Annotated in this window: 21 protein-coding genes; 16 read left to right on the top strand and 5 right to left on the bottom strand. The window is 65.6% G+C overall.

Annotated elements, in window-relative coordinates; genetic code table 11:
- Positions 1 to 146 precede the first annotated feature (146 nt).
- The 6 genes from AKN83_RS11405 (at position 147) to AKN83_RS11380 (ending at position 6,251) form a co-directional block, all read left to right on the top strand.
- The gene (locus tag AKN83_RS11405; protein WP_050403689.1) at positions 147 to 890 is read left to right on the top strand and encodes a 16S rRNA (uracil(1498)-N(3))-methyltransferase; all 744 of its coding nucleotides are present in this window, start codon (positions 147 to 149) and stop codon (positions 888 to 890) included.
- A 237-nt stretch (positions 891 to 1,127) separates the two neighbouring features.
- On the top strand, positions 1,128 to 2,288 hold the full coding sequence (locus AKN83_RS11400; RefSeq protein WP_050403748.1) for an ATP phosphoribosyltransferase regulatory subunit: 1,161 nt from the start codon (positions 1,128 to 1,130) through the stop codon (positions 2,286 to 2,288).
- Positions 2,285 to 3,262 (top strand): ATP phosphoribosyltransferase, encoded by a 978-nt coding sequence (gene hisG, locus AKN83_RS11395; protein ID WP_050403690.1) that lies wholly within the window; start codon positions 2,285 to 2,287, stop codon positions 3,260 to 3,262. The genes AKN83_RS11400 and hisG overlap by 4 nt, the downstream gene beginning before the upstream one ends.
- Positions 3,263 to 3,401: 139 nt before the next feature.
- On the top strand, positions 3,402 to 4,448 hold the full coding sequence (locus tag AKN83_RS11390) for a glycosyltransferase family 2 protein (protein WP_050403691.1): 1,047 nt from the start codon (positions 3,402 to 3,404) through the stop codon (positions 4,446 to 4,448).
- A complete protein-coding gene (locus AKN83_RS11385) occupies positions 4,445 to 5,287 on the top strand; it encodes a ChbG/HpnK family deacetylase (RefSeq protein WP_050403692.1) in 843 nt (280 codons plus the stop codon). The genes AKN83_RS11390 and AKN83_RS11385 overlap by 4 nt, the downstream gene beginning before the upstream one ends.
- Before the next feature lie 136 nt (positions 5,288 to 5,423).
- The gene (locus AKN83_RS11380; protein ID WP_050403749.1) at positions 5,424 to 6,251 is read left to right on the top strand and encodes a DUF2076 domain-containing protein; all 828 of its coding nucleotides are present in this window, start codon (positions 5,424 to 5,426) and stop codon (positions 6,249 to 6,251) included.
- Between the two features lie 226 nt (positions 6,252 to 6,477).
- Here AKN83_RS11380 and AKN83_RS11375 read toward each other — a convergent pair whose 3' ends face one another.
- On the bottom strand, positions 6,478 to 7,287 hold the full coding sequence (locus AKN83_RS11375) for a L,D-transpeptidase (RefSeq protein WP_050403693.1): 810 nt from the start codon (positions 7,285 to 7,287) through the stop codon (positions 6,478 to 6,480).
- Positions 7,288 to 7,598: 311 nt separating this feature from the next.
- On the opposite strand from AKN83_RS11375, the gene AKN83_RS11370 reads away from it, so the two are divergent.
- The 3 genes from AKN83_RS11370 to AKN83_RS41140 all read left to right on the top strand — a co-directional run bounded on the left by AKN83_RS11370 (position 7,599) and on the right by AKN83_RS41140 (position 9,868).
- Complete coding sequence (locus AKN83_RS11370; protein WP_050403694.1) at positions 7,599 to 8,375, top strand: protein phosphatase CheZ; 777 nt, start codon at positions 7,599 to 7,601, stop codon at positions 8,373 to 8,375.
- A gap of 557 nt (positions 8,376 to 8,932) precedes the next feature.
- Complete coding sequence (locus tag AKN83_RS41145) at positions 8,933 to 9,412, top strand: hypothetical protein (RefSeq protein ID WP_244521957.1); 480 nt, start codon at positions 8,933 to 8,935, stop codon at positions 9,410 to 9,412.
- 192 nt (positions 9,413 to 9,604) lie between these two features.
- The gene (locus AKN83_RS41140) at positions 9,605 to 9,868 is read left to right on the top strand and encodes a hypothetical protein (protein ID WP_083992045.1); all 264 of its coding nucleotides are present in this window, start codon (positions 9,605 to 9,607) and stop codon (positions 9,866 to 9,868) included.
- 208 nt (positions 9,869 to 10,076) lie between these two features.
- On the opposite strand, the gene AKN83_RS11360 is transcribed toward AKN83_RS41140, so the two are convergent.
- Complete coding sequence (locus tag AKN83_RS11360; RefSeq protein ID WP_050403750.1) at positions 10,077 to 10,595, bottom strand: hypothetical protein; 519 nt, start codon at positions 10,593 to 10,595, stop codon at positions 10,077 to 10,079.
- 319 nt (positions 10,596 to 10,914) lie between these two features.
- On the opposite strand from AKN83_RS11360, the gene AKN83_RS11355 reads away from it, so the two are divergent.
- The 3 genes from AKN83_RS11355 (at position 10,915) to AKN83_RS11345 (ending at position 13,440) form a co-directional block, all read left to right on the top strand.
- Positions 10,915 to 11,211 (top strand): co-chaperone GroES, encoded by a 297-nt coding sequence (locus AKN83_RS11355; protein WP_018269780.1) that lies wholly within the window; start codon positions 10,915 to 10,917, stop codon positions 11,209 to 11,211.
- A gap of 203 nt (positions 11,212 to 11,414) precedes the next feature.
- Positions 11,415 to 13,061 (top strand): chaperonin GroEL, encoded by a 1,647-nt coding sequence (groL, locus tag AKN83_RS11350; protein WP_063695299.1) that lies wholly within the window; start codon positions 11,415 to 11,417, stop codon positions 13,059 to 13,061.
- Positions 13,062 to 13,155: 94 nt separating this feature from the next.
- Positions 13,156 to 13,440, top strand: a complete 285-nt coding sequence (locus AKN83_RS11345; RefSeq protein WP_050403695.1) for a hypothetical protein — start codon at positions 13,156 to 13,158, stop codon at positions 13,438 to 13,440.
- 45 nt (positions 13,441 to 13,485) lie between these two features.
- On the opposite strand, the gene AKN83_RS11340 is transcribed toward AKN83_RS11345, so the two are convergent.
- The gene (locus AKN83_RS11340) at positions 13,486 to 13,854 is read right to left on the bottom strand and encodes an antibiotic biosynthesis monooxygenase family protein (protein ID WP_050403696.1); all 369 of its coding nucleotides are present in this window, start codon (positions 13,852 to 13,854) and stop codon (positions 13,486 to 13,488) included.
- A gap of 97 nt (positions 13,855 to 13,951) precedes the next feature.
- Here AKN83_RS11340 and AKN83_RS11335 point away from each other — a divergent pair, with 97 nt between their 5' ends.
- From AKN83_RS11335 to AKN83_RS11325, 3 genes are all read left to right on the top strand, one after another.
- On the top strand, positions 13,952 to 14,428 hold the full coding sequence (locus AKN83_RS11335) for a MarR family winged helix-turn-helix transcriptional regulator (protein ID WP_050403697.1): 477 nt from the start codon (positions 13,952 to 13,954) through the stop codon (positions 14,426 to 14,428).
- 106 nt (positions 14,429 to 14,534) lie between these two features.
- Entirely contained in the window at positions 14,535 to 15,734 is a 1,200-nt protein-coding gene (locus AKN83_RS11330) for a hypothetical protein (protein WP_050403698.1), read from the top strand.
- Positions 15,735 to 15,932: 198 nt separating this feature from the next.
- Entirely contained in the window at positions 15,933 to 16,397 is a 465-nt protein-coding gene (locus AKN83_RS11325; protein ID WP_050403699.1) for an ester cyclase, read from the top strand.
- Positions 16,398 to 16,498: 101 nt separating this feature from the next.
- On the opposite strand, the gene AKN83_RS11320 is transcribed toward AKN83_RS11325, so the two are convergent.
- A complete protein-coding gene (locus tag AKN83_RS11320; protein ID WP_050403700.1) occupies positions 16,499 to 16,966 on the bottom strand; it encodes a PaaI family thioesterase in 468 nt (155 codons plus the stop codon).
- Positions 16,918 to 17,673, bottom strand: a complete 756-nt coding sequence (locus tag AKN83_RS11315) for a bifunctional transcriptional activator/DNA repair enzyme AdaA (protein ID WP_347336821.1) — start codon at positions 17,671 to 17,673, stop codon at positions 16,918 to 16,920. Before AKN83_RS11315 ends, AKN83_RS11320 begins: the two co-directional genes overlap by 49 nt.
- A 226-nt stretch (positions 17,674 to 17,899) precedes the next feature.
- Here AKN83_RS11315 and AKN83_RS11310 point away from each other — a divergent pair, with 226 nt between their 5' ends.
- On the top strand, positions 17,900 to 18,520 hold the full coding sequence (locus AKN83_RS11310) for a hypothetical protein (RefSeq protein WP_157113315.1): 621 nt from the start codon (positions 17,900 to 17,902) through the stop codon (positions 18,518 to 18,520).
- Positions 18,521 to 18,534: the final 14 nt, after the last annotated feature.

Below are 18,534 nucleotides of genomic sequence, written 5' to 3'. Positions count from 1 at the left end.
CCCCTTGGATTTCAAATAAGACTTGGTGACAGAAGCAATGTATCGACACCTCGTACTTACTGGGCCGGTGAGTTCCTGACGAGTCCGCACCATTACGGGGTCGCTCAGTTTGGTAAACTTGCCCGCAGCACTGAGCCGCATCGAATATGCCTGACCACGATTTTCGCAGCCCCCGACTGTTCGTCGATGCCCCGCTCGGCGCTGGCGCCTCCGTTCCGCTGGAGCGCGACCAGAGCAACTATCTCGGCAACGTGCTGCGGCTCAATGCCGGCGACAGCGTGCTGGTGTTCAATGGCCGCGACGGCGAATGGCGCGCCGAGATCTCCGGCCGCAAGCGGGCCGACACGCTGACGATCACGGCGCAGACCCGGGTGCAGGACCGCCTACCCGACCTGACCTATGTGTTCGCACCGCTGAAACATGCGCGGCTCGACTACATGGTGCAGAAGGCGGTCGAGATGGGCGCGGCACGGCTGGTGCCGGTGCTGACGCGCTTCACCCAGGTGTCGCGGGTCAACGGCGAGCGGATGCGCGCCAATGTGATCGAGGCCGCCGAGCAATGCGGGATCATCTCGCTCGCCGAGGTCGCCGATCCCCTCCCGCTCGACCGTTTCCTCGCGGGTCGCGATCCGGCGCGGCTGCTGGTGTTCTGTGATGAGGCCGCCGAAGTGGCGAACCCGGTGCAGGCGCTGCAGGCGGCAAGGCGCGCGAACGCCGGGATCGACATCCTGATCGGCGCCGAGGGCGGCTTTGCCGAGGAGGAGCGCACCCTGCTGCTGCGCCAGCCCACCATTCTCCGTCTCGCCCTCGGCCCGCGTATCCTGCGCGCCGACACCGCCGCCGTCGCGGCGCTGGCGCTGGTGCAGGCGGCGCTCGGGGATTGGCAGTGAAAAGCAGCCCCCGTTCCGTCTCCTGAGGCGCGCGGAGCGAGCCTCAGGACGACGGGACCTGAAAGCTGAGGGGAAGCATCTTTCCCTAGCCAAGCCGTCGTAAAATCGTTAACGCACGCAATCATTAAGCCACTTGGCTGATCGCTGTCGAAACCGTGATACGGCCATGGTAAGGGCTGCCACGAACCACCCTTGGAACCCGTGCGGACCCCGAATCCGCAACCTTTGGACGTCGAGATGAGCCAAGCTGCCGCACCACGATCCGCCGCCGGATCCGCCTTATGGGCGGATGCGCTGCTGGCCTCGTTCGCGCAGGCTGGCTATCTCAGGTCCGAGCCCGCGATCCTGCAGCCGGCCGAGCCGTTCCTCGACCTGTCCGGCGAGGACATCCGAAAGAGCCTGTATCTGACGACCGACCCGAGCGGCGAGGAGCTCTGCCTGCGCCCGGATCTCACGATCCCGGTGGCGCGCGACTACCTCGCCTCGCCCCGCGCCGGCCAGCCGGCCGGCTTCAGCTATCTCGGCCCGGTGTTCCGCTATCGCGACGGAGCGCCGAGCCAGTTCCTGCAGGCCGGCATCGAATCCTTCGGACGGCAGGACCGCGCCGCGGCCGACGCCGAGATGCTGGCGCTGGCGCTGGAGGCGACCACGGCGTTCGGATTGACGGACGTCGAGATCCGCACCGGCGACGTCGCGCTGTTCAACGCGCTGATCGATGCACTCGAGCTTTACCCGGTGTGGCGACGCCGGCTGATCAAGGATTTCAACCGCAAGGTTTCGCTGACCGACGACATCGAGCAGCTGACCCTGGCGACCGCGCCCGGCCGGAACGAATATGAGGGCGTGCTCGCGGCGCTGGCCGGCTCCGACCGCAAAGCGGCGCTGGCGCTGGTCACCGACCTGATGTCGATCGCCGGCACCACCAATGTCGGCGGACGAACGGTCGCCGAGATCGCCGATCGCTTCCTCGAGCAATCGACGCTGAAGGGCGGCGCACTGCCGCGCGATGCGCTCGCCACCATCAAGCGCTTCCTCGCCATATCAGGCGATCCCGACGACGCGGTCGCGCAGCTGCGCGCGCTGGCCGCCGACGCCAGGCTCGATCTTGCCGCCGCGATCGACCAGCTGGAGAGCCGGGTCGGCTTCATGGCCGCACGCGGCATCGATATCCGCAAGACGCGGTTCGCGACCGCATTCGGCCGCGGCCTCGACTACTACACCGGCTTCGAGTTCGAACTGCACGCCAAGGGCAACGGCGCCGAGCCGCTGGTCGCGGGCGGCCGCTACGACGGGCTGATGTCGCAGCTCGGCTCGGCCAATCCGATCCCCGCGGTCGGCTTCTCGGTCTGGATCGAGGCGATGAACCGGCATGGCAAGGCCGGCGGAGGCGCCCGATGAGCACGCCATTCGTCGTCGCCGTTCCTTCCAAGGGACGTCTGCAGGAAAATGCCGAAAGCTTCTTCGCCCGCGCCGGGCTGACCCTGTCGAAAGCCGGCGGCGCGCGCGACTATCGCGGCACCATCGCCGGCGTCGACAATGTCGAGATCGCCTATCTGTCGGCGAGCGAGATCGCGGCCAATCTGGCGCGCGGCTCGGTGCATCTCGGCGTCACCGGCGAGGACCTGGTGCGCGAGAGCATTCCCGATGCCGACAAGCGCGTGCTGATGATCGAAGGCCTGGGCTTCGGCTATGCCAATGTCGTGGTCGCGGTGCCGCAGGCCTGGATCGACGTCCGCACCATGGCCGATCTCGACGACGTCGCGAGCGGCTTTCGCGAGCAGCACAACCACCGCATGCGGGTTGCGACCAAATACATCAACCTGACACGCGGCTTCTTCGCCAAGCACGGCGTCGGCGACTACCGCATCGTCGAAAGCGCCGGCGCCACCGAGGGCGCGCCCGCGGCCGGCACCGCCGAGTTGATCGTCGACATCACGACGACGGGCGCGACGCTCGCCGCCAACGGGCTCAAGGTGCTCGACGACGGTGTGATGCTGCGCAGCCAGGCCAACCTCGTCGCCTCCCGCGATGCCGACTGGTCGACCGGCGCCCGCGAGACTGCGCGCGTCATCCTCGACCACATCGCCGCGCGCGCCCGCGCCAGCAAATACCGCGAGGTCCGCACCCGCTTTGCCGGCTGCAACGACGCGCTGCTGTCGGAAGCCCATACCCGCTTCGGCGTGGTCGCCCCGTTCGGCAGCCCGACCTCGTCGGGCATGCTGACGCTGCACTGCCCACCCGGCAAGCTCTACGCGCTCGGCAGTTTCCTGCGCGAGCACGGCGCCGAGACCGTGTCGGTGGTGTCGCTTGACTATGTGTTCGACCGCGAGAACCCGCTGTTCGCCAGGCTCGAGGCGTTCCTGCGACAATGAGCCGGTGTCGCCGTTCATGTTGGCGACAGCCGGCCGTCGGTACCATATTGTGTTCATGATATCTTGTCGTGACGCGTTTTCTCCATGCGAAGGCGAAGCTCTTTTCGCCGGAAAGCGCTCTAGTTCCGGAACCTGACCGATGATGCTGGGCTCTGACGTCTCCAGCCTGACCACAACCGCCAAGACCGCCGCCGCGCAGGGTCTGTCCATCGTCGTGCCCGTCTACAACGAGGCCGCCGGGCTTGCGGCGCTGCACCAACGACTGATCGACCTCGCCGGCTCGCTGCGCGCCCGCTACGGGCTCAATTGCGAAGTGGTCTATGTCGACGACGGCAGCGCGGACAACACGCTGGCGATCGCGCGCGGCCTGCCTGCCGACGGGCTCGACCTGCAGGTGGTGTCGCTGTCGCGCAATTTCGGCAAGGAGGCGGCGCTGATGGCCGGCCTCGACCATGCCCGCCGCGGCGCGGTGCTGTTCATGGACGGCGACGGCCAGCATCCGCCGACATTGGTGGAGCAGCTGGTCGCGCACTGGATCGATGACGGCTTTGATGTGGTCTACACGGCGAAGGCGCATCGCGACAATGAATCGGCGTTGCGGCGGCTTGCGGTGCGCGGCTTCTACGCGCTGATCAACTGGGGCGCGCGGCAGCAGATTCCCGAGGATGCCGGCGACTTCCGCCTGCTGTCGCCGCGCGCGGCAGCCGCCTTGCGGCAATTGCCGGAGCGCAACCGCTTCTTCAAGGGCCTCGCGAGCTGGATCGGCTTCAGGCAGATCCGCGTCGACTACGAGCCGGCGCCGCGCGCGCATGGCGTCACCACCTTCAACGCCGGCCGGCTGATCGGCCTGTCGATCGAGGGCCTGACCTCGTTCTCGGTGGCGCCGCTGCGCTTCGCCAGCCTGCTCGGCGCGCTGCTCGCCGGCGCAGCCTTCCTGTTCGGCCTCTCGATCCTGTGGGAAGTGCTGACCACCGGCAAGCAGGTGCCCGGCTATCCCTCGCTGATGATCGGCGTGATGACGATCGGCGGCGTGCAGCTGATCATGATCGGCATCGTCGGCGAATATATCGGCAAGATCCTCTCCGAATTGAAGGCACGGCCGATCTACTTCGTCGCCGAGCACACCGAGAAGCACGCCGACGGCGGCGCGGCGCAAAGCGCCACAGAGCGGACCGCCGCCGAATGAGCGACACTGCGCCGCGCCGGATCTGGCTGTGTGCTGACGACTATGGCTTGAGTGATGGCGTCAACCGCGCGATCCGCGATCTGATCGAACGCGGCCGCCTCAATGCGACATCGGTGATGATGGTGACGCCGGCAATCGGCCGCGAGGCGGCGGCCGTGCTGACGGCATCGGTGGCGAAGAGCCTGCGCTGCGCGATCGGGCTGCATGTGACGCTGACCGCGCCGTTCCGGCCGCTGACGATGCATTTCCGCCCGCTCGACGGCGACATGTTCCTGCCGTTCCCGCGGCTGCTGCGTGCCGGGCTGATGCATCGCCTCGACGCCGAGCTGGTCCATGCCGAAGTGCTGGCGCAGCTCGACGCCTTCCACGATCTGTTCGGCCGCGCGCCCGATTTCGTCGACGGCCATCAGCACGCGCAGCTGTTCCCGCAGGTGCGCGACGGCTTCCTGCGCGCCGTGAAGGAGCGCGCGCCGGGCGCCTGGGTGCGGCAGTGCGGACGCGAAGGTCCCCTCGCACGCCAGCTCGCGGCGCCGAAGGCGCTGGTGCTGAACGTGCTCAGCACCCAATTCCGGATCAAGGCCCAGCGATCGGGCCTGCGCTTCAATCCGGCCTTCGCCGGCGCCTATGATTTCACACGCGAGACCGATTTCGCAGGCTTGATGCGCGGCTTCCTCGACGGCCTGCCCGAGGATGGGCTGGTGATGTGCCATCCCGGCTTCGTCGATGAAACGTTGAAGAGCCTCGATCCGCTGACGACGCAGCGCGAGACCGAGCATGCCTATCTCGCAGGCGACGATTTCCCCGCCCTGCTGGCCCTGAATAAAGTTACACTCGGATAAAGTTACATCGGCCTGACGAGGTTCATCCGGTCGTATTGTCGCATACATAAATTTAATTCGGGCCCCCACTCCTTGCGCCACAAAGCCCGTCCTACATCAGCCGCGCGCCGATTCGAGCGACGCGATGGAGAACGCCATGACACCGCAAGAACGCCAATTGATCGACGATCTCTTCGACCGGCTCGCCAAGCTGGAGAATGCCCCGCGCGACAGCGAGGCCATGTCCGCGATCATGCAAGGCCTGCGTAGCGCGCCGAATGCGGTTTACGCGCTGGTGCAGACCGCGCTGGTGCAGGACGAGGCGCTGAAGCGCGCCCACGACCGCATCCAGCAGCTCGAGGCCGCGGTCGCCCAGCAGCAGCCGGCACAGCAGCAGGGCGGCGGCTTCCTCGATTCGATGCGCGATGCGATCTTCGGACAGGGCCAGCAGCAGCCGCACGGCTCGGTGCCGCCGGTGCGCGCGCCCGATATCGGCGGCAGCCGCCCGGTCTGGAACTCGGGACAGGCGATGCAGCAGGCCGGCGGCTACGGCCAGCCGCCGCAGCAATATGGTCAGCCCCAATACGGCGGCCCGCAGCCCTCGGCCTTCGGCGGCGCGCCCGGTGGCGGTGGCGGCTCGTTCCTCGGCACTGCGGCTGCGGCCGCGGCCGGCGTGGTCGGCGGCGGGCTCTTGCTGTCGAGCATCCGCGGCATGATGGGCGGCGGCGGCCACCAGTCGCTGGCCGATGCGGGCAACTTCGGCGGCGGTTCGCGCCCCTGGGGCGGTGACCAGTCGTCGAGCGATCTTGCCCGTGACGCCGGGATCAACGATGTCGGCTCGAATCGCGACAGCGGCTCGCGCGCCAGCGCGTTCGACCAGGCGCAGGCCGATCGGGACAGTGACGATGATCAAGACGCCGACGACTTCGACAACGACGACGGCGGCTTCGATGATGGTGGCGGCGACGACAGCAACTACGCGTAAGCGTACGCATGTCGCCTGAACACGAACGGCCGCTCCATCGAGCGGCCGTTTTGTCTTGAACAATCCGTAGCCCCGGATGCAGCCGTTCTCCTTCCCCCTGAAAGGGGGAAGGTCGGGATGGGGGTCAGCCACACGCATTGCTGCTCATGGAGAGACCAGATCCCCACCCGCTCTGCTCTGACGAGCAAAGCGACCTCCCCTTTGCAAGGGGAGGTTGACGCGCCTCTCACATCACGACGACCTTGGCGCCGACATTGACGCGGCCATAGAGGTCGATCACGTCCTCATTGCGCATCCGGATGCAGCCCGACGAGACGTTGGTGCCGATCGTCCAGGGTTCGTTGGAGCCGTGGATGCGATAGAGCGAGGAGCCGAGATACATCGCGCGGGCACCGAGCGGATTCTCCGGGCCGCCTTCCATGTGCCGCGGCAGATCGGGACGGCGTGCCAGCATTTCCGGCGGTGGCGTCCAGGCCGGCCACTCCTTCTTCGCCGAGATCGTCTTGACGCCGGCCCAGGTGAAGCCGGGCCGCCCGACGCCGATGCCGTAGCGCAGCGCGCGGCCGTCGCCCTGCACCAGATAGAGGAACTTGTTCGGCGTATCGACGACGATGGTGCCGGCGCTTTCCTTGCCGCTGTAATCGACCAGCTGCTTTTCGTATCGCGGATCGAACGGACGCTGCGTCGGATCGCCGGCCGCCTCTTCCTGCTGGCGGATCATCTGCTGCTGCGGATCCATCGGCGGCAGCTCCTGGCGGTTGCCGTAATAACCGGGCTGTTGCTGATACCTCGGCTGCGGAGAATAACCCTGCGACGACGGCGCATCGCCAAACAGGAATTCGATGAAGCCGCCGCCCAGGTTGGAGCGTTGCGGCTGCACATAAGCGGTGCGCATCGGCGGCTGCGGTGCGCCCTGGTTGGCGTAGATCACGGTGGGCTCGGGCTGAGCCGATGCGTCGATCGCCATGGCATGATGCGGAAGGGCAACAAGCGAAGAGGCGCCGGCGAGCAGCGCAAGCGTGGTTTTCCTGAACATCGACGTACTCTGTACTGGTTTCGTCGTGACGTGTGACGTGGACGGAGCGCACAAGCCCCGTTGCACGTGGTCAATAAGCAATGAAAACCGCATCGGTTTGGTAAACGGATCGGCCGTTTCGATTCACCATCTCGACACTGCGGCGCGGTTTTGCCTGACAGCGTTTATTTTGCGTGAACGCCGCGGCGACATGGTTAATCGCCGGTATCGCAGCGGTTGCGCGCGGGCGGCGCAAACTGTTCCCGCGTGAACCTGACGTTAAATCACCTCTCGCTAGAACGGACGGCAGTGAAGGGGCGGGAATGAAAATCATGTCAGTGAAGCGCAAGCGTTTTCGTGTCGAGCAGGCGATGGGCGAAGTCGTGATGCCGGAGCCGGAAGTTGCCGGCAGCGCCGAGCTCGGCCCGATGCATCGGGAGATCATGGCGGAGCTTCGCTCGATCCGCGCCCAGATGGCCGCGACGCCGGCGCAGCGCACCGGCGACAGCGTCGATGCCGCGGTCGCCCGCGAAGTCGCCGAGACGCACGCACTGCTCGAGACCTACCGCGCGCAGGTCGAACAATGCGAGAAGCTCAAGGTCGAGCTCGACCTGATCCACGACGCGATCAGCCGCACCAAACGCGAGATCGCCGTGCTGCACGGCAAGAGCTTCAACGGCGAGGAGATGGCCAAGGTCAATGGCGAGCTCGGCGCCGTGGTCGGCGGCACCGAACAGGCCACCCAGCTGATCCTCGAGGCGGTGGAGGCGATCGACCAGGCCGCGACCGCGCTCGCCAACAACGTCACGCCCGATCAGCAGAAGCGGCTCAGCGAAGATATTCAGGAGCGCGTGGTCTCGATCTTCGAGGCCTGCAACTTTCAGGACCTCACCGGCCAGCGCATCAGCAAGGTGATGCAGACGATGAAGTTCATCGAACAGCACATCAACGAGATGATGAATATCTGGGGCGGCGTCGACGCCATCAAGTCGCATGCGACGCCGATCGTCGACACCCGCGAGGGCGACGCCCGCCTGCTCAACGGCCCGAAGCTCGACGGCGACGCCGGCCACGCCTCGCAGGACGACATCGACGCAATGTTCAATTGAGGCTTGCCGAACTAGAACGAAAAATGCCGGCCTCGAGGGCCGGCGTTTTTGCTTCAGCGGTGGTCCATCCCGAGAAGGATCACCAGACAGAGCCGTCAGATCACGCGGTCACCGTTCGTGAGTGACCTTGCGCGATAGCTTTCCTTGCTTGCCCGTCAAGCGAAACATCAGTCAGAAATTCTGTCTCGATCGCATGCAGTTTGTGCCAATTGTGACACTTGCAAATTTACTGGCAGGCTTGCTGTCGTTGGCGCATACTGCGTGTGAGGAAGCATTGTCATGCGTGTGCCGGGAGCCAGGATTGGATGCCGGTTGCATCGGACTTCCCGAGTGAATCCGGTCGCTCCGAACGGGGCTTTGTACTTCCGCACAACACACAGCACAGGTTTGCGGACCGCTCGTTGCGTGCATCCGATGTTGAGCAGGCTTCGCTCGGGCGCTGCCGTCATTGAAACCGTGACGATGCATAGCGGGTTTCTTGGGCGCTGATACCTGCGGCTTGTTGAGGATCACAGATTGGGGGGAGCCACTGGAGTACTCAACACTGGAGATCGAACATGACGCGAAGAAATGTCAGGAATACTGCAATTACGCTCTCGACTTTCGCTTGTGCGACACTGCTCTCCATTACCTGGTCCGAGCAGGGCGGCATTTCGGCTTCGGTCGAAAGCGCCCAGGCGCGCGTGGGCCGACCGCTGACGCCCGTGAGCGTCGCGGGCGTTGCGCGTCGTCACACCCGGCGCGCTGCGTACGGGTACGGAGTCGGCGCGGGGATCGCCGCCACGGCCGCGGTCGCCACGGCAGCCGCCACGGCGCCGGTCTATGCTGGCTGGGGCACGAATAACTGGACCGATGCATACGCCGCCCAGACGGATCCCCACTTCGGCCAGCCCTACTATCCGGCCCGAGCCTATTATGGTGGCAGCCCGTATTACGGGTATGCCGGATGGGCGGACTACAAAGCGGCCAATGGAATCATCTGCGAACCGGGCACGATGACGAAGATGGCCGACGGCCACAGCTACGTCTGTCAGTGAGATCCGTGCAACGACACGACAAGAGGGCGGCTAATGAGCCGCCCTCTTTCATATGGAGGGAGATCGATCTAGCATGGGGCGGCCCGCGCCAGCGTTGATCTAGGTCAACATCGCCTATCCCTCGCCATTCATATGGTTAACCGTGCCCGAACCGCCGCCATCATCGTCGGTTCGCTTGCGATGGAGATCACCATGCATCGGACGAACATTTTTTCGACCAGGTCGGTGACGGTTACGGGGATTGCGGCCAGCCTCCTGTTGGGGGCAGCAGGTGTCGCGCTCAATCCGGCACCGGCCAAGGCGGTCGTCTACTGCCAGTATGTCGGCTATCCGCACGGTTGCGTGGCGAGGGCAGGCGTCGTGCTAAGGCCTCGTCCGGTGGCGCGGGCTACGGTTCGTCATCACGCGGGCGGCAACCTGAATGGTGGCGTCAATCGGGTTGGAGTCCGGCGATAAAGCAGGTCTCTGCGAGTCACGCCCTGGGCGACACGGCAATGTTCGTGCCCCCTGAGGTTGGTTCACGGACAGACGAAAAACGCCGGCCCTCGGGGCCGGCGGTTTTGTTTTGACCTACGGCAAGCCCATGACGTCGAGATTCTCCGGTGCGCAGTTGCGCAACTGAGGTCCGATGCTTCGCATCGAGCCCGAATGACGCGCCAGCCCGTCACGCCCTCGGGGCGCAGCGGACATAGACCATGTTGCCGTAGCGGGTGGCGGCGTCCTTGTCGACGAAGCGGGTGATCATGACCCGGCCGTCGAACGAGAGGATCTCACGGTCCTGCTCGCCGGGCACAGGTCCGGGCGGGCCGATATAGTTCTTGCCGCTGGGGGAACCCTTCAGCCGCAGTTCCTGCGGGGTGGCCTGGTCGGCCAGATGCATGATGACGCCGCCGTTCTGGCCCGCGCCGATCACGTAAGGCTGCTTGCACTGGCCGCGCGCGGCGGCCTCGGTGCGGGCGCGGTCGGCGGGATTCTGGAACGAGGCGAGGCCCCAGCGGCCGACGATCTCGTCGGCGCGGATGCTCGCCGGCATCTCCGGGGCCACCCCCGGCTCGACCGGCCCCGGTTCGGGATTCGACGACAGCGACGGCAGGCTCATGCTGCCGCACGCCCCCAAAAGCGTCGTCAGCGCCGAGACAGCCGCGAACCGTGCGACCAATCGCGCGTTGAGTGACCTGATCATATGCATCCCCCGAACTATCTCCCGGCCGCACCCGTCATGCAGCCAAGCGTAAAACTTAAGGCGGAGCAATGACGTCTGACAAAATTACGTCATCGCTACGATTTGGTTTCCGGTCCACCATCCTATATTGGCCTCACCAAGGCCTTAACCCGTTTGCTTGACAGAAACTGCGCCAAGCCATATTTCCCGGCGCACAATTAGCACTCTTGCACCACGATTGCTAAATGCGCCGGGCGTCCTGCCTGGCGCCGACCGGGCCGGTATTCAACGCCGGTCTCGATGAACCGGACCTGAAACCGAGCCTCCAAGAGGAAACGTCATGGCTAAATCCACCTTCCGCCCACTGCATGACCGCGTCGTGGTCAAGCGTATCGATGCCGAGGAGAAGTCCAAGGGCGGCATCATCATTCCGGACTCGGCCAAGGAGAAGCCGTCCCAAGGCGAGATCGTCGCCGTCGGCCCGGGGGGCCGGGACGAGGCCGGCAAGCTGATCCCGATCGACCTCAAGGTCGGCGACCGCGTGCTGTTCGGCAAGTGGTCGGGCACCGAGGTCAAGCTCGACAACCAGGAGCTCCTGATCATGAAGGAGTCCGACATCATGGGCGTGCTGGCGTAAGCGCCAGGATCTTCAAGGCCGCCGCGCCCTCAGCTGTCACGCCCGGGGCTTGACCCGGGCATCCATCACGCTTCCGAAGAATCTTACCAAAACGATGGATCGCCGGGTCACCTAGCACGAAGACGCACTTCGTGCTTTTGCCCGGCGATGACGAGCGTCAACAGACGGCAAGCAATTCACAGACACTCCAGGAGTTCAAATCAATGGCTGCCAAGGACGTAAAATTCGCCGGAGACGCCCGCGACCGCATGCTGCGCGGTGTCGACGTGCTCGCCAATGCCGTGAAGGTGACGCTCGGCCCGAAGGGCCGCAACGTCGTCATCGAGAAGAGCTTCGGCGCGCCCCGCATCACCAAGGATGGCGTCACCGTCGCCAAGGAGATCGAGCTCGACGACAAGTTCGAGAACATGGGCGCGCAGATGCTGCGCGAGGTCGCTTCCAAGACCAACGACACCGCCGGCGACGGCACCACCACCGCGACCGTGCTGGCGCAGGCCATCGTCCGCGAGGGCGCCAAGTCGGTCGCCGCCGGCATGAACCCGATGGATCTCAAGCGCGGCATCGACACCGCGGTCGCCGCCGTGATCAAGGACATCGAGAAGCGCGCCAAGGCGGTCGCCTCCTCCTCCGAAGTCGCCCAGGTCGGCACCATCTCCGCCAATGGCGATGCCGCCATCGGCAAGATGATCGCGCAGGCGATGCAGAAGGTCGGCAACGAGGGCGTCATCACCGTCGAGGAGAACAAGTCGCTGGAGACCGAGGTCGACATCGTCGAGGGCATGAAGTTCGACCGCGGCTACCTGTCGCCCTACTTCATCACCAACGCCGAGAAGATGACCGCCGAGCTCGAGGATGCCTACATCCTGCTGCACGAGAAGAAGCTGACCGGCCTGCAGTCGATGCTGCCGGTGCTGGAAGCGGTGGTGCAGTCGGGCCGTCCGCTCTTGATTCTCGCCGAGGACGTCGAGGGCGAGGCGCTGGCGACGCTGGTGGTCAACCGCCTGCGCGGCGGCCTCAAGGTCGCCGCCGTCAAGGCGCCGGGCTTCGGCGATCGCCGCAAGGCGATGCTGGAGGACATCGCGATCCTGACCGGCGGTCAGCTGATCTCCGACGACCTCGGCATGAAGCTCGAGAACGTCACGGTCAACATGCTGGGCCGTGCCGGCAAGATCGTGATCGACAAGGAGAACACCACGATCGTCAAGGGCGCCGGCAAGAAGAAGGACATCGACGCCCGCGTTGGCCAGATCAAGGCGCAGATCGAGGAAACCACCTCGGACTACGACCGTGAGAAGCTGCAGGAGCGTCTTGCCAAGCTCGCCGGCGGCGTTGCCGTCATCAAGGTCGGCGGCGCGACCGAGGTCGAGGTCAAGGAGAAGAAGGACCGTGTCGAGGACGCGCTGAACGCGACCCGCGCTGCGGTGCAGGAAGGCATCGTGCCGGGCGGCGGCGTTGCGCTGCTGCGCGCCAAGAAGGCGGTCGGCCGTCTCACCAACCCGAATGCCGACGTCCAGGCCGGCATCAACATCGTGCTCAAGGCACTCGAAGCTCCGGTCCGCCAGATCTCGGAGAACGCCGGCGTCGAGGGCTCGATCGTGGTCGGCAAGATCCTCGAGAACAAGTCGGAGACCTTCGGCTTCGACGCCCAGACCGAGGATTATGTCGACATGGTCGACAAGGGCATCATCGACCCCGCCAAGGTGGTGCGCACTGCGCTGCAGGACGCCTCCTCGGTGGCCGGCCTCCTGGTGACCACCGAAGCCATGGTCGCCGAACTGCCCAAGGACGCTGCGCCGGCAATGCCGGGCGGTGGCGGCATGGGTGGAATGGGCGGCATGGGCGGATTCTGAGCCCGTTCAGCACATTCGCATCGCGATCGAAGGCCGCCTCCGGGCGGCCTTCTTTTTTTGCGGTTCAATTACGATCGAGACGTAAGATCATCCCATGTCCCGCGACGCCAAATCCCTGACGTCTACGCTGGTGCTGTTCTACGCGATCGGCGCGGTGCTCGCGCTCGGCGCCTATGCCCAAGACAGCATCGACGATCTTGCGGTGGTCCTGACGTTCTGGTTCAAGCAAACGTTGACGTTTGTCGTGCTCGGCGCGGGTTATGGCCTCTACTACGTCATGTCCGGTGCCGCGGGTCGTCGCCCAAAATCGCCGCTGCGATTTCTGGACATATCGTTTCTTGCCGCACTCGCCACGCTCGGCATTCTGATGGTGATCTAGGGTTGGGCGATCCGACTGCGACGAGGCGATAATTCCGGCAGCCTGCTACGCCACGCACACGCCCGGCACCGCGACCTTCTGGAACAGGTGCGGCGACGCCACCGCCGAGGCCGGATAGGCCGCGAGCTTGGCCCTGAACTCGGGGTTCGCAAAGGCGGCGCGGAAGGCCGCGGTGGATTCCCAGATTGCGTAGTTCAGATAGGCCGGGCTGTCCCCGAGCGCGCGGTGCAGCTGGGTGGAGATGAAGCCGGGCTGCCGCTTCATGATGGCGGCGTCGGCCTGCCATGCCTTCAGAAAGATATCCTCGTCGGCCGCATCGAGCGTGAAGAGGTTGACGAGCACGATGTTGCTGGCCTCGACCGAGAGCTGGCGGTCGATCGGGAATGCGGGGTCGAGGGGGCGCATCTGCGGCATGGCTGGCTCCGTTGATTTGGTGCTATGATGTCATTTCGACCCGACGGATACATATGATATTTGACATCATGATGTCAATACAAACTTATGGTGACAAATGCCGCAAACCAAGCGAACGCCGGCGGGCGAGGCCCTGAGCGACCTGATTCTCGACCTGTTCAGGCTCAACAGCCTGCTGTTCACCGCCGGCGACCGGATGGTGGCCGGACTTGGCCTGACCAGCGCGCGCTGGCAGATCCTCGGCGCCATCGTCGCCACCGAGCGCCCGCAACCGGTGGCGTGGCTGGCGCGCGACCTCGGCGCTGCCAGACAGAACGTGCAGCGGATCGTCAACGACCTCAAGCGGGACGGGCTCGTCACATTCGAGACCAACCCGCATCACCGCCGCGCCCAGCTCGTCGTGCTGACCGACAAGGGCCAGCAAAGCTTCGACGCGGCGATGCGGCTGCAACTGCCCTGGGTGAACGGCCTCGCCGATGGGCTGCCGGTGAAGGACATCGAAACCGTCAGTCGCGTCGTCAGCACGCTGCGCAGCAGGCTGGAGAGCGGCCAGGAACCGCACGACCGCGCATGACGACGATTATGGAAGCACCGCCGTTAGGCGGCCTTCTTTTTTGGCCAATGACACGGAGGTTTGCTAGTTACGACGGAACCGATTCTGCCCTTCGAGGACTTATCGTATGCGCGCGCTCCCGCTCCTGCTGCTCGGTGTTGCCGTCATCTCGGCACCTGCCCTCGCCCAGATGAAGCTGCAAACGAAGCCGGCGCCGACGGGCGGCCCCGAGACGCGCTACTTCACCGCGATCGACGGCCTGATGGACGGCAATGCCGACGTGGTGCTGAAGGAAACCCGCCAGGGCAAGACCGTGACTGCGGCGGTGCTCGACGTCTGCTATCCCGCCGACAAGAGCTCCGAGCGTAAGGACCGCTTCGTCGCCAACCTGACCATCAACGGCCAGACGCTCTCCGGCACCACCACGAGCGTTGCCGACAAGCAGCCGGTCACCGTCAAGCTGAACCGCAAGCAGAGCGGCGACAGTTTTGAGTTCCGCGGCCAGATCACGATCGGCCAGACCGTGACCGAAGTGGCATCGACGGACAATTCCGATCTCAGCGAGAAGGAATTCCAGGACAACCAGGCCACCGAGGACGGCATCACGCCGCAGCCGAAGGATTTTACCGACGTCTCCCCGGAATCGATCGGGGTGCGGGTGAAGCTCGACGCGGCGGCCGATTTCCTCAAGAGCCTGAAGGGCGAGGCCGTCGAGGTCGGCACCTCCAGCCTCGCGGTAACCTGCGATGCAATGCGCTCCGGCGAGCAGACCCTCAACCTCACCGTCGATCCCGAGCACGCCGGCGCGCTGCTCGCCAAGGCGAAATCGGCGCCCGGCGTGACGGCAGCCGGCTGGACCAGTGGCGTGGTGGAGATGGACCGCACCATCCGCTTCGCCGCCGCCGACTGGCGCGACGGCGACAAGATCAACAAGGACAAGCTCGCGACTGCGATTTCCAATGTGCTGGCAAAGACGCTCGCGGCAAAGCCGGCGTCCGCGACCTGGAACGCGAACACCGGCAAGCTCAAGCTGGTGCTGAAGCGGCCGAGCGCGATCTATCCTGCGCTCGGCCTTACCCAGAACTACGAAATCACCGCCCTCGTCTCGCCCGACAAGCCCGGCAGCTCCGACAAACTGATGCTGTGGGTCTCGAGCCCCACCGTCTCGACGTCGGACGACAGCGCCGGCGCCAAGCTCAATCTGTCCGACGATTCCAGCAGCGACGAGGAAGGCAGCGAAGCCAAGGACGACAACGGCGCGATCGACGCGCTGCTCAAGGAGTTCAAAGGCCAGCGCTGGGACGCCGACAAGTCGGTGTGGCGGTGATCCACCCGCTTCCCGATTGCTCGACGGAGTTCGGGAAGCAGCGCCAAACGTCATATCGACACAGCGGAATTTCTCCTGAAGTCTGACAGCATGCCCGATCCGGAATCGGGTGGTGCGACACGCGTCTCACATTGCCTAATGCGCGCATCGACACAGCGCCGGCCGCGATGCCGGCAACGCGCAAATGGAGACGATGAGATGTCAGAGCAAAACAAGAATGTGGTCGGCCGATGGTTCACGGGCTTCTGGGGCAACCCGTGGAATCCAAACATCATCGAGGAGCTCGCGACGCCGGACATTGTCGTGCACTACCCGATGCACGAGCCGAAGAGGGGCCGCGCCGCGGTCACGCAGTTCATCACCGAGTTTCGCGAAGCGTTCCCGGATCTCAATTTCTGGGGCGTCGGCGATCTCGTCGCGGAGGGCGATCTCGTCGTCGGCCGCTGGGAAGGTGGCGGCACGCACACCGGGCCTGCCTTCAGCGACTTCCGCCTCGGCTCGCTGCCCGCGGGCTCCGGCCGCAAGATGACGTTCGCCGGCACGACCGTGCTGCGCGTGCGGGACGGACGGATCGCCGAGGAGCTCGGGCAGGAAGACGCGCTGACCGCCATGCTGCAGCTCGGCCTCATTCGCTTGCCTGAACGGAATGGTTACGCCGGGTGAGCCGGCGTTTCATCGACGATCGCATCGCGGCTACATGCATTCGGGTAGAGCAAGCGATCGGCTCGGCAGTGCCGGCGCAGGCTCTCCGCAGCAGCTTTTCATCAAGCCGGAAAGATCAGGCACGTCGTCGTGCCGTGCGCGAGCAGTCGCCCCTTCTCGTCGGTGACCCTGCCTTCCGCGGTGCCGACGCGGCGGCCGCAATTGAGCACACGGCCCTCGGCCCGGATGAGCCCGGTGTCCGGCGTGATCGGCCGCACCAGAGAGATCTTGAATTCCAGCGTGGTCTGGCTCGTGCCGGCATCGAGCGTCGACTGCACCGCAAGCCCCATGCAGCTGTCGAGCAGTGTCGCGGTGAGCCCGCCATGCACGGTGCCGGCCGGATTGAGATGCGCATCCGTCGGCAGCAGCGTGACGACGACGCGGCCATGCTCGGCCTCGGTGACGTCATAGCCGAGCGTGCGCGCGATGGTGTTGAGCGGCAATTCGCCAGAGGCGAGCCCTTGGACGAATTCGAGACCGCTCATCTTGAGTTTCTGTTCGGCGCTGACGGTGCCGTAGGTCCTGGCCATTGCAGATCTCCATCGAGGTTCATGGCATCGCGATGCTTGGCGGCGGCTTTCCGTCGCAGCGAGGCGGGCGAGCGGCCGTAGAGTTTTGCGAATGCGGCGTTCATGCGACGCGCGCTGGAGAAGCCGGCGCGCTGCGCCACCACACGGATCGGGAGATTGCTGCCGTCGATCAGGCGCTTGGCGCGCTGCACGCGCAGCGAGAGCGCGACCTGCAGCGGCGATGCATCGAGTTGCTCGTCAAAAAGACGCGACAGATGCCGTGCGCCGATGCCGAGCCGATCGGCCAGCGCAGCGACATTGCCGCGGTCGAGCGCGCCCGCTTCGATCAGCGCCAGCGCGCGCTCGACCGTGGACCTGGTGCCCTTCCATGCCGGGCAGAACGGCGCCGCTTCGGGACGGCAGCGCAGGCAGGGCCGGTAGCCGGCGCGCTCGGCCGACGCGGCGCTGCCATAGAACCGCACGTTGCGGGCGAGCGGCGTGCGCGCCCGGCACACCGGGCGGCAATACACGCCCGTGGTCCGGACCGCGACGAACACGATGCCGTCCCAGGCCGGATCGCGGCGCCGAAAGGCAGCGTATTGTGCGGCGAAGTCGAGCATGCATCCGCTATAGCGACGTCTGCGCGCCGCGACGACCCGCTTCGCGGAGACGGCGTCCGGAAACGACCGCTGCAGGCCGGGCAACGTAGCGCCCCCTGGACGCTTCATCGCGGGCTTGTTTGTGGTGATCGCCCAAAGGACGGCATCGCTTCCGCTCGCCTATACCCGTCGATTTACGGGGCCTGCGACCAAAAGACTTCGTGCTGCCGCAGTTCGGTCACCGAAAATTAAGGCTCGATTTAGTTTCGAGGATCATCCTTTGCGTCACCGAACACGGGTCACGCCCATGCAAGACCGCGAGCCGATCAGTCCTTCGAGCATCTGGCCAACGGATGTGACGGAGGGTCATTCGCCGGCGCAGACCGCGGACCTCTGGGACATCTCAGGCGAGAACCATGACGCCGCCCTGCTGCTGCGGGAGCCGTTCGCCGACCGGATCGGCACTGCCCTGCTGGCAGCCACCGCACTGGCCGCAAGCTTCGTGCTGGGATGGACCGGCGGCGCCAACTGGCGCGACTTTACAGCTCCCGCCGCGGTCCCGGTGGCCCAGAAGGAAGCGCCTGTCCAGCACGTTGCGGAGGCGCCACCGAGCCGAAAGAGCGAGAGCCCGCGCCGGACCGCCTCCAACGCCGATGTTACCGGCAGCATCCCCAAATCGGTCGCCAATCCACGCCCGCAGATGCTCGGTGCCGCGCCGACGACGCTGAACGCGCAAGCCATGGCGCTGGGGCCGAAGCAGCCCGCGGCAGCAGCTCCCGAGACCCGCCCGAGCACGATTCCCGGATGGTCGGTGGTCGAAGTCCGCGACGGCACCGCCGTGCTCGAGGGGCCGGAGGGCGTCAAGATGGCCGCGCGCGGCGACGTCGTGCCTGGCCTTGGACGCGTCGATTCCATCGTGCGCTGGGGCAATCGCTGGATCGTCGCCACCGCAAGCGGATTGGTCGCAACGCCCTGAGCGGCCGCCCCTCG

The sequence above is a fragment of the Bradyrhizobium embrapense genome, from assembly GCF_001189235.2.
In the GTDB taxonomy this organism is placed as follows: domain Bacteria; phylum Pseudomonadota; class Alphaproteobacteria; order Rhizobiales; family Xanthobacteraceae; genus Bradyrhizobium; species Bradyrhizobium embrapense.
This window is presented reverse-complemented; position numbering and strand designations above follow the sequence as displayed.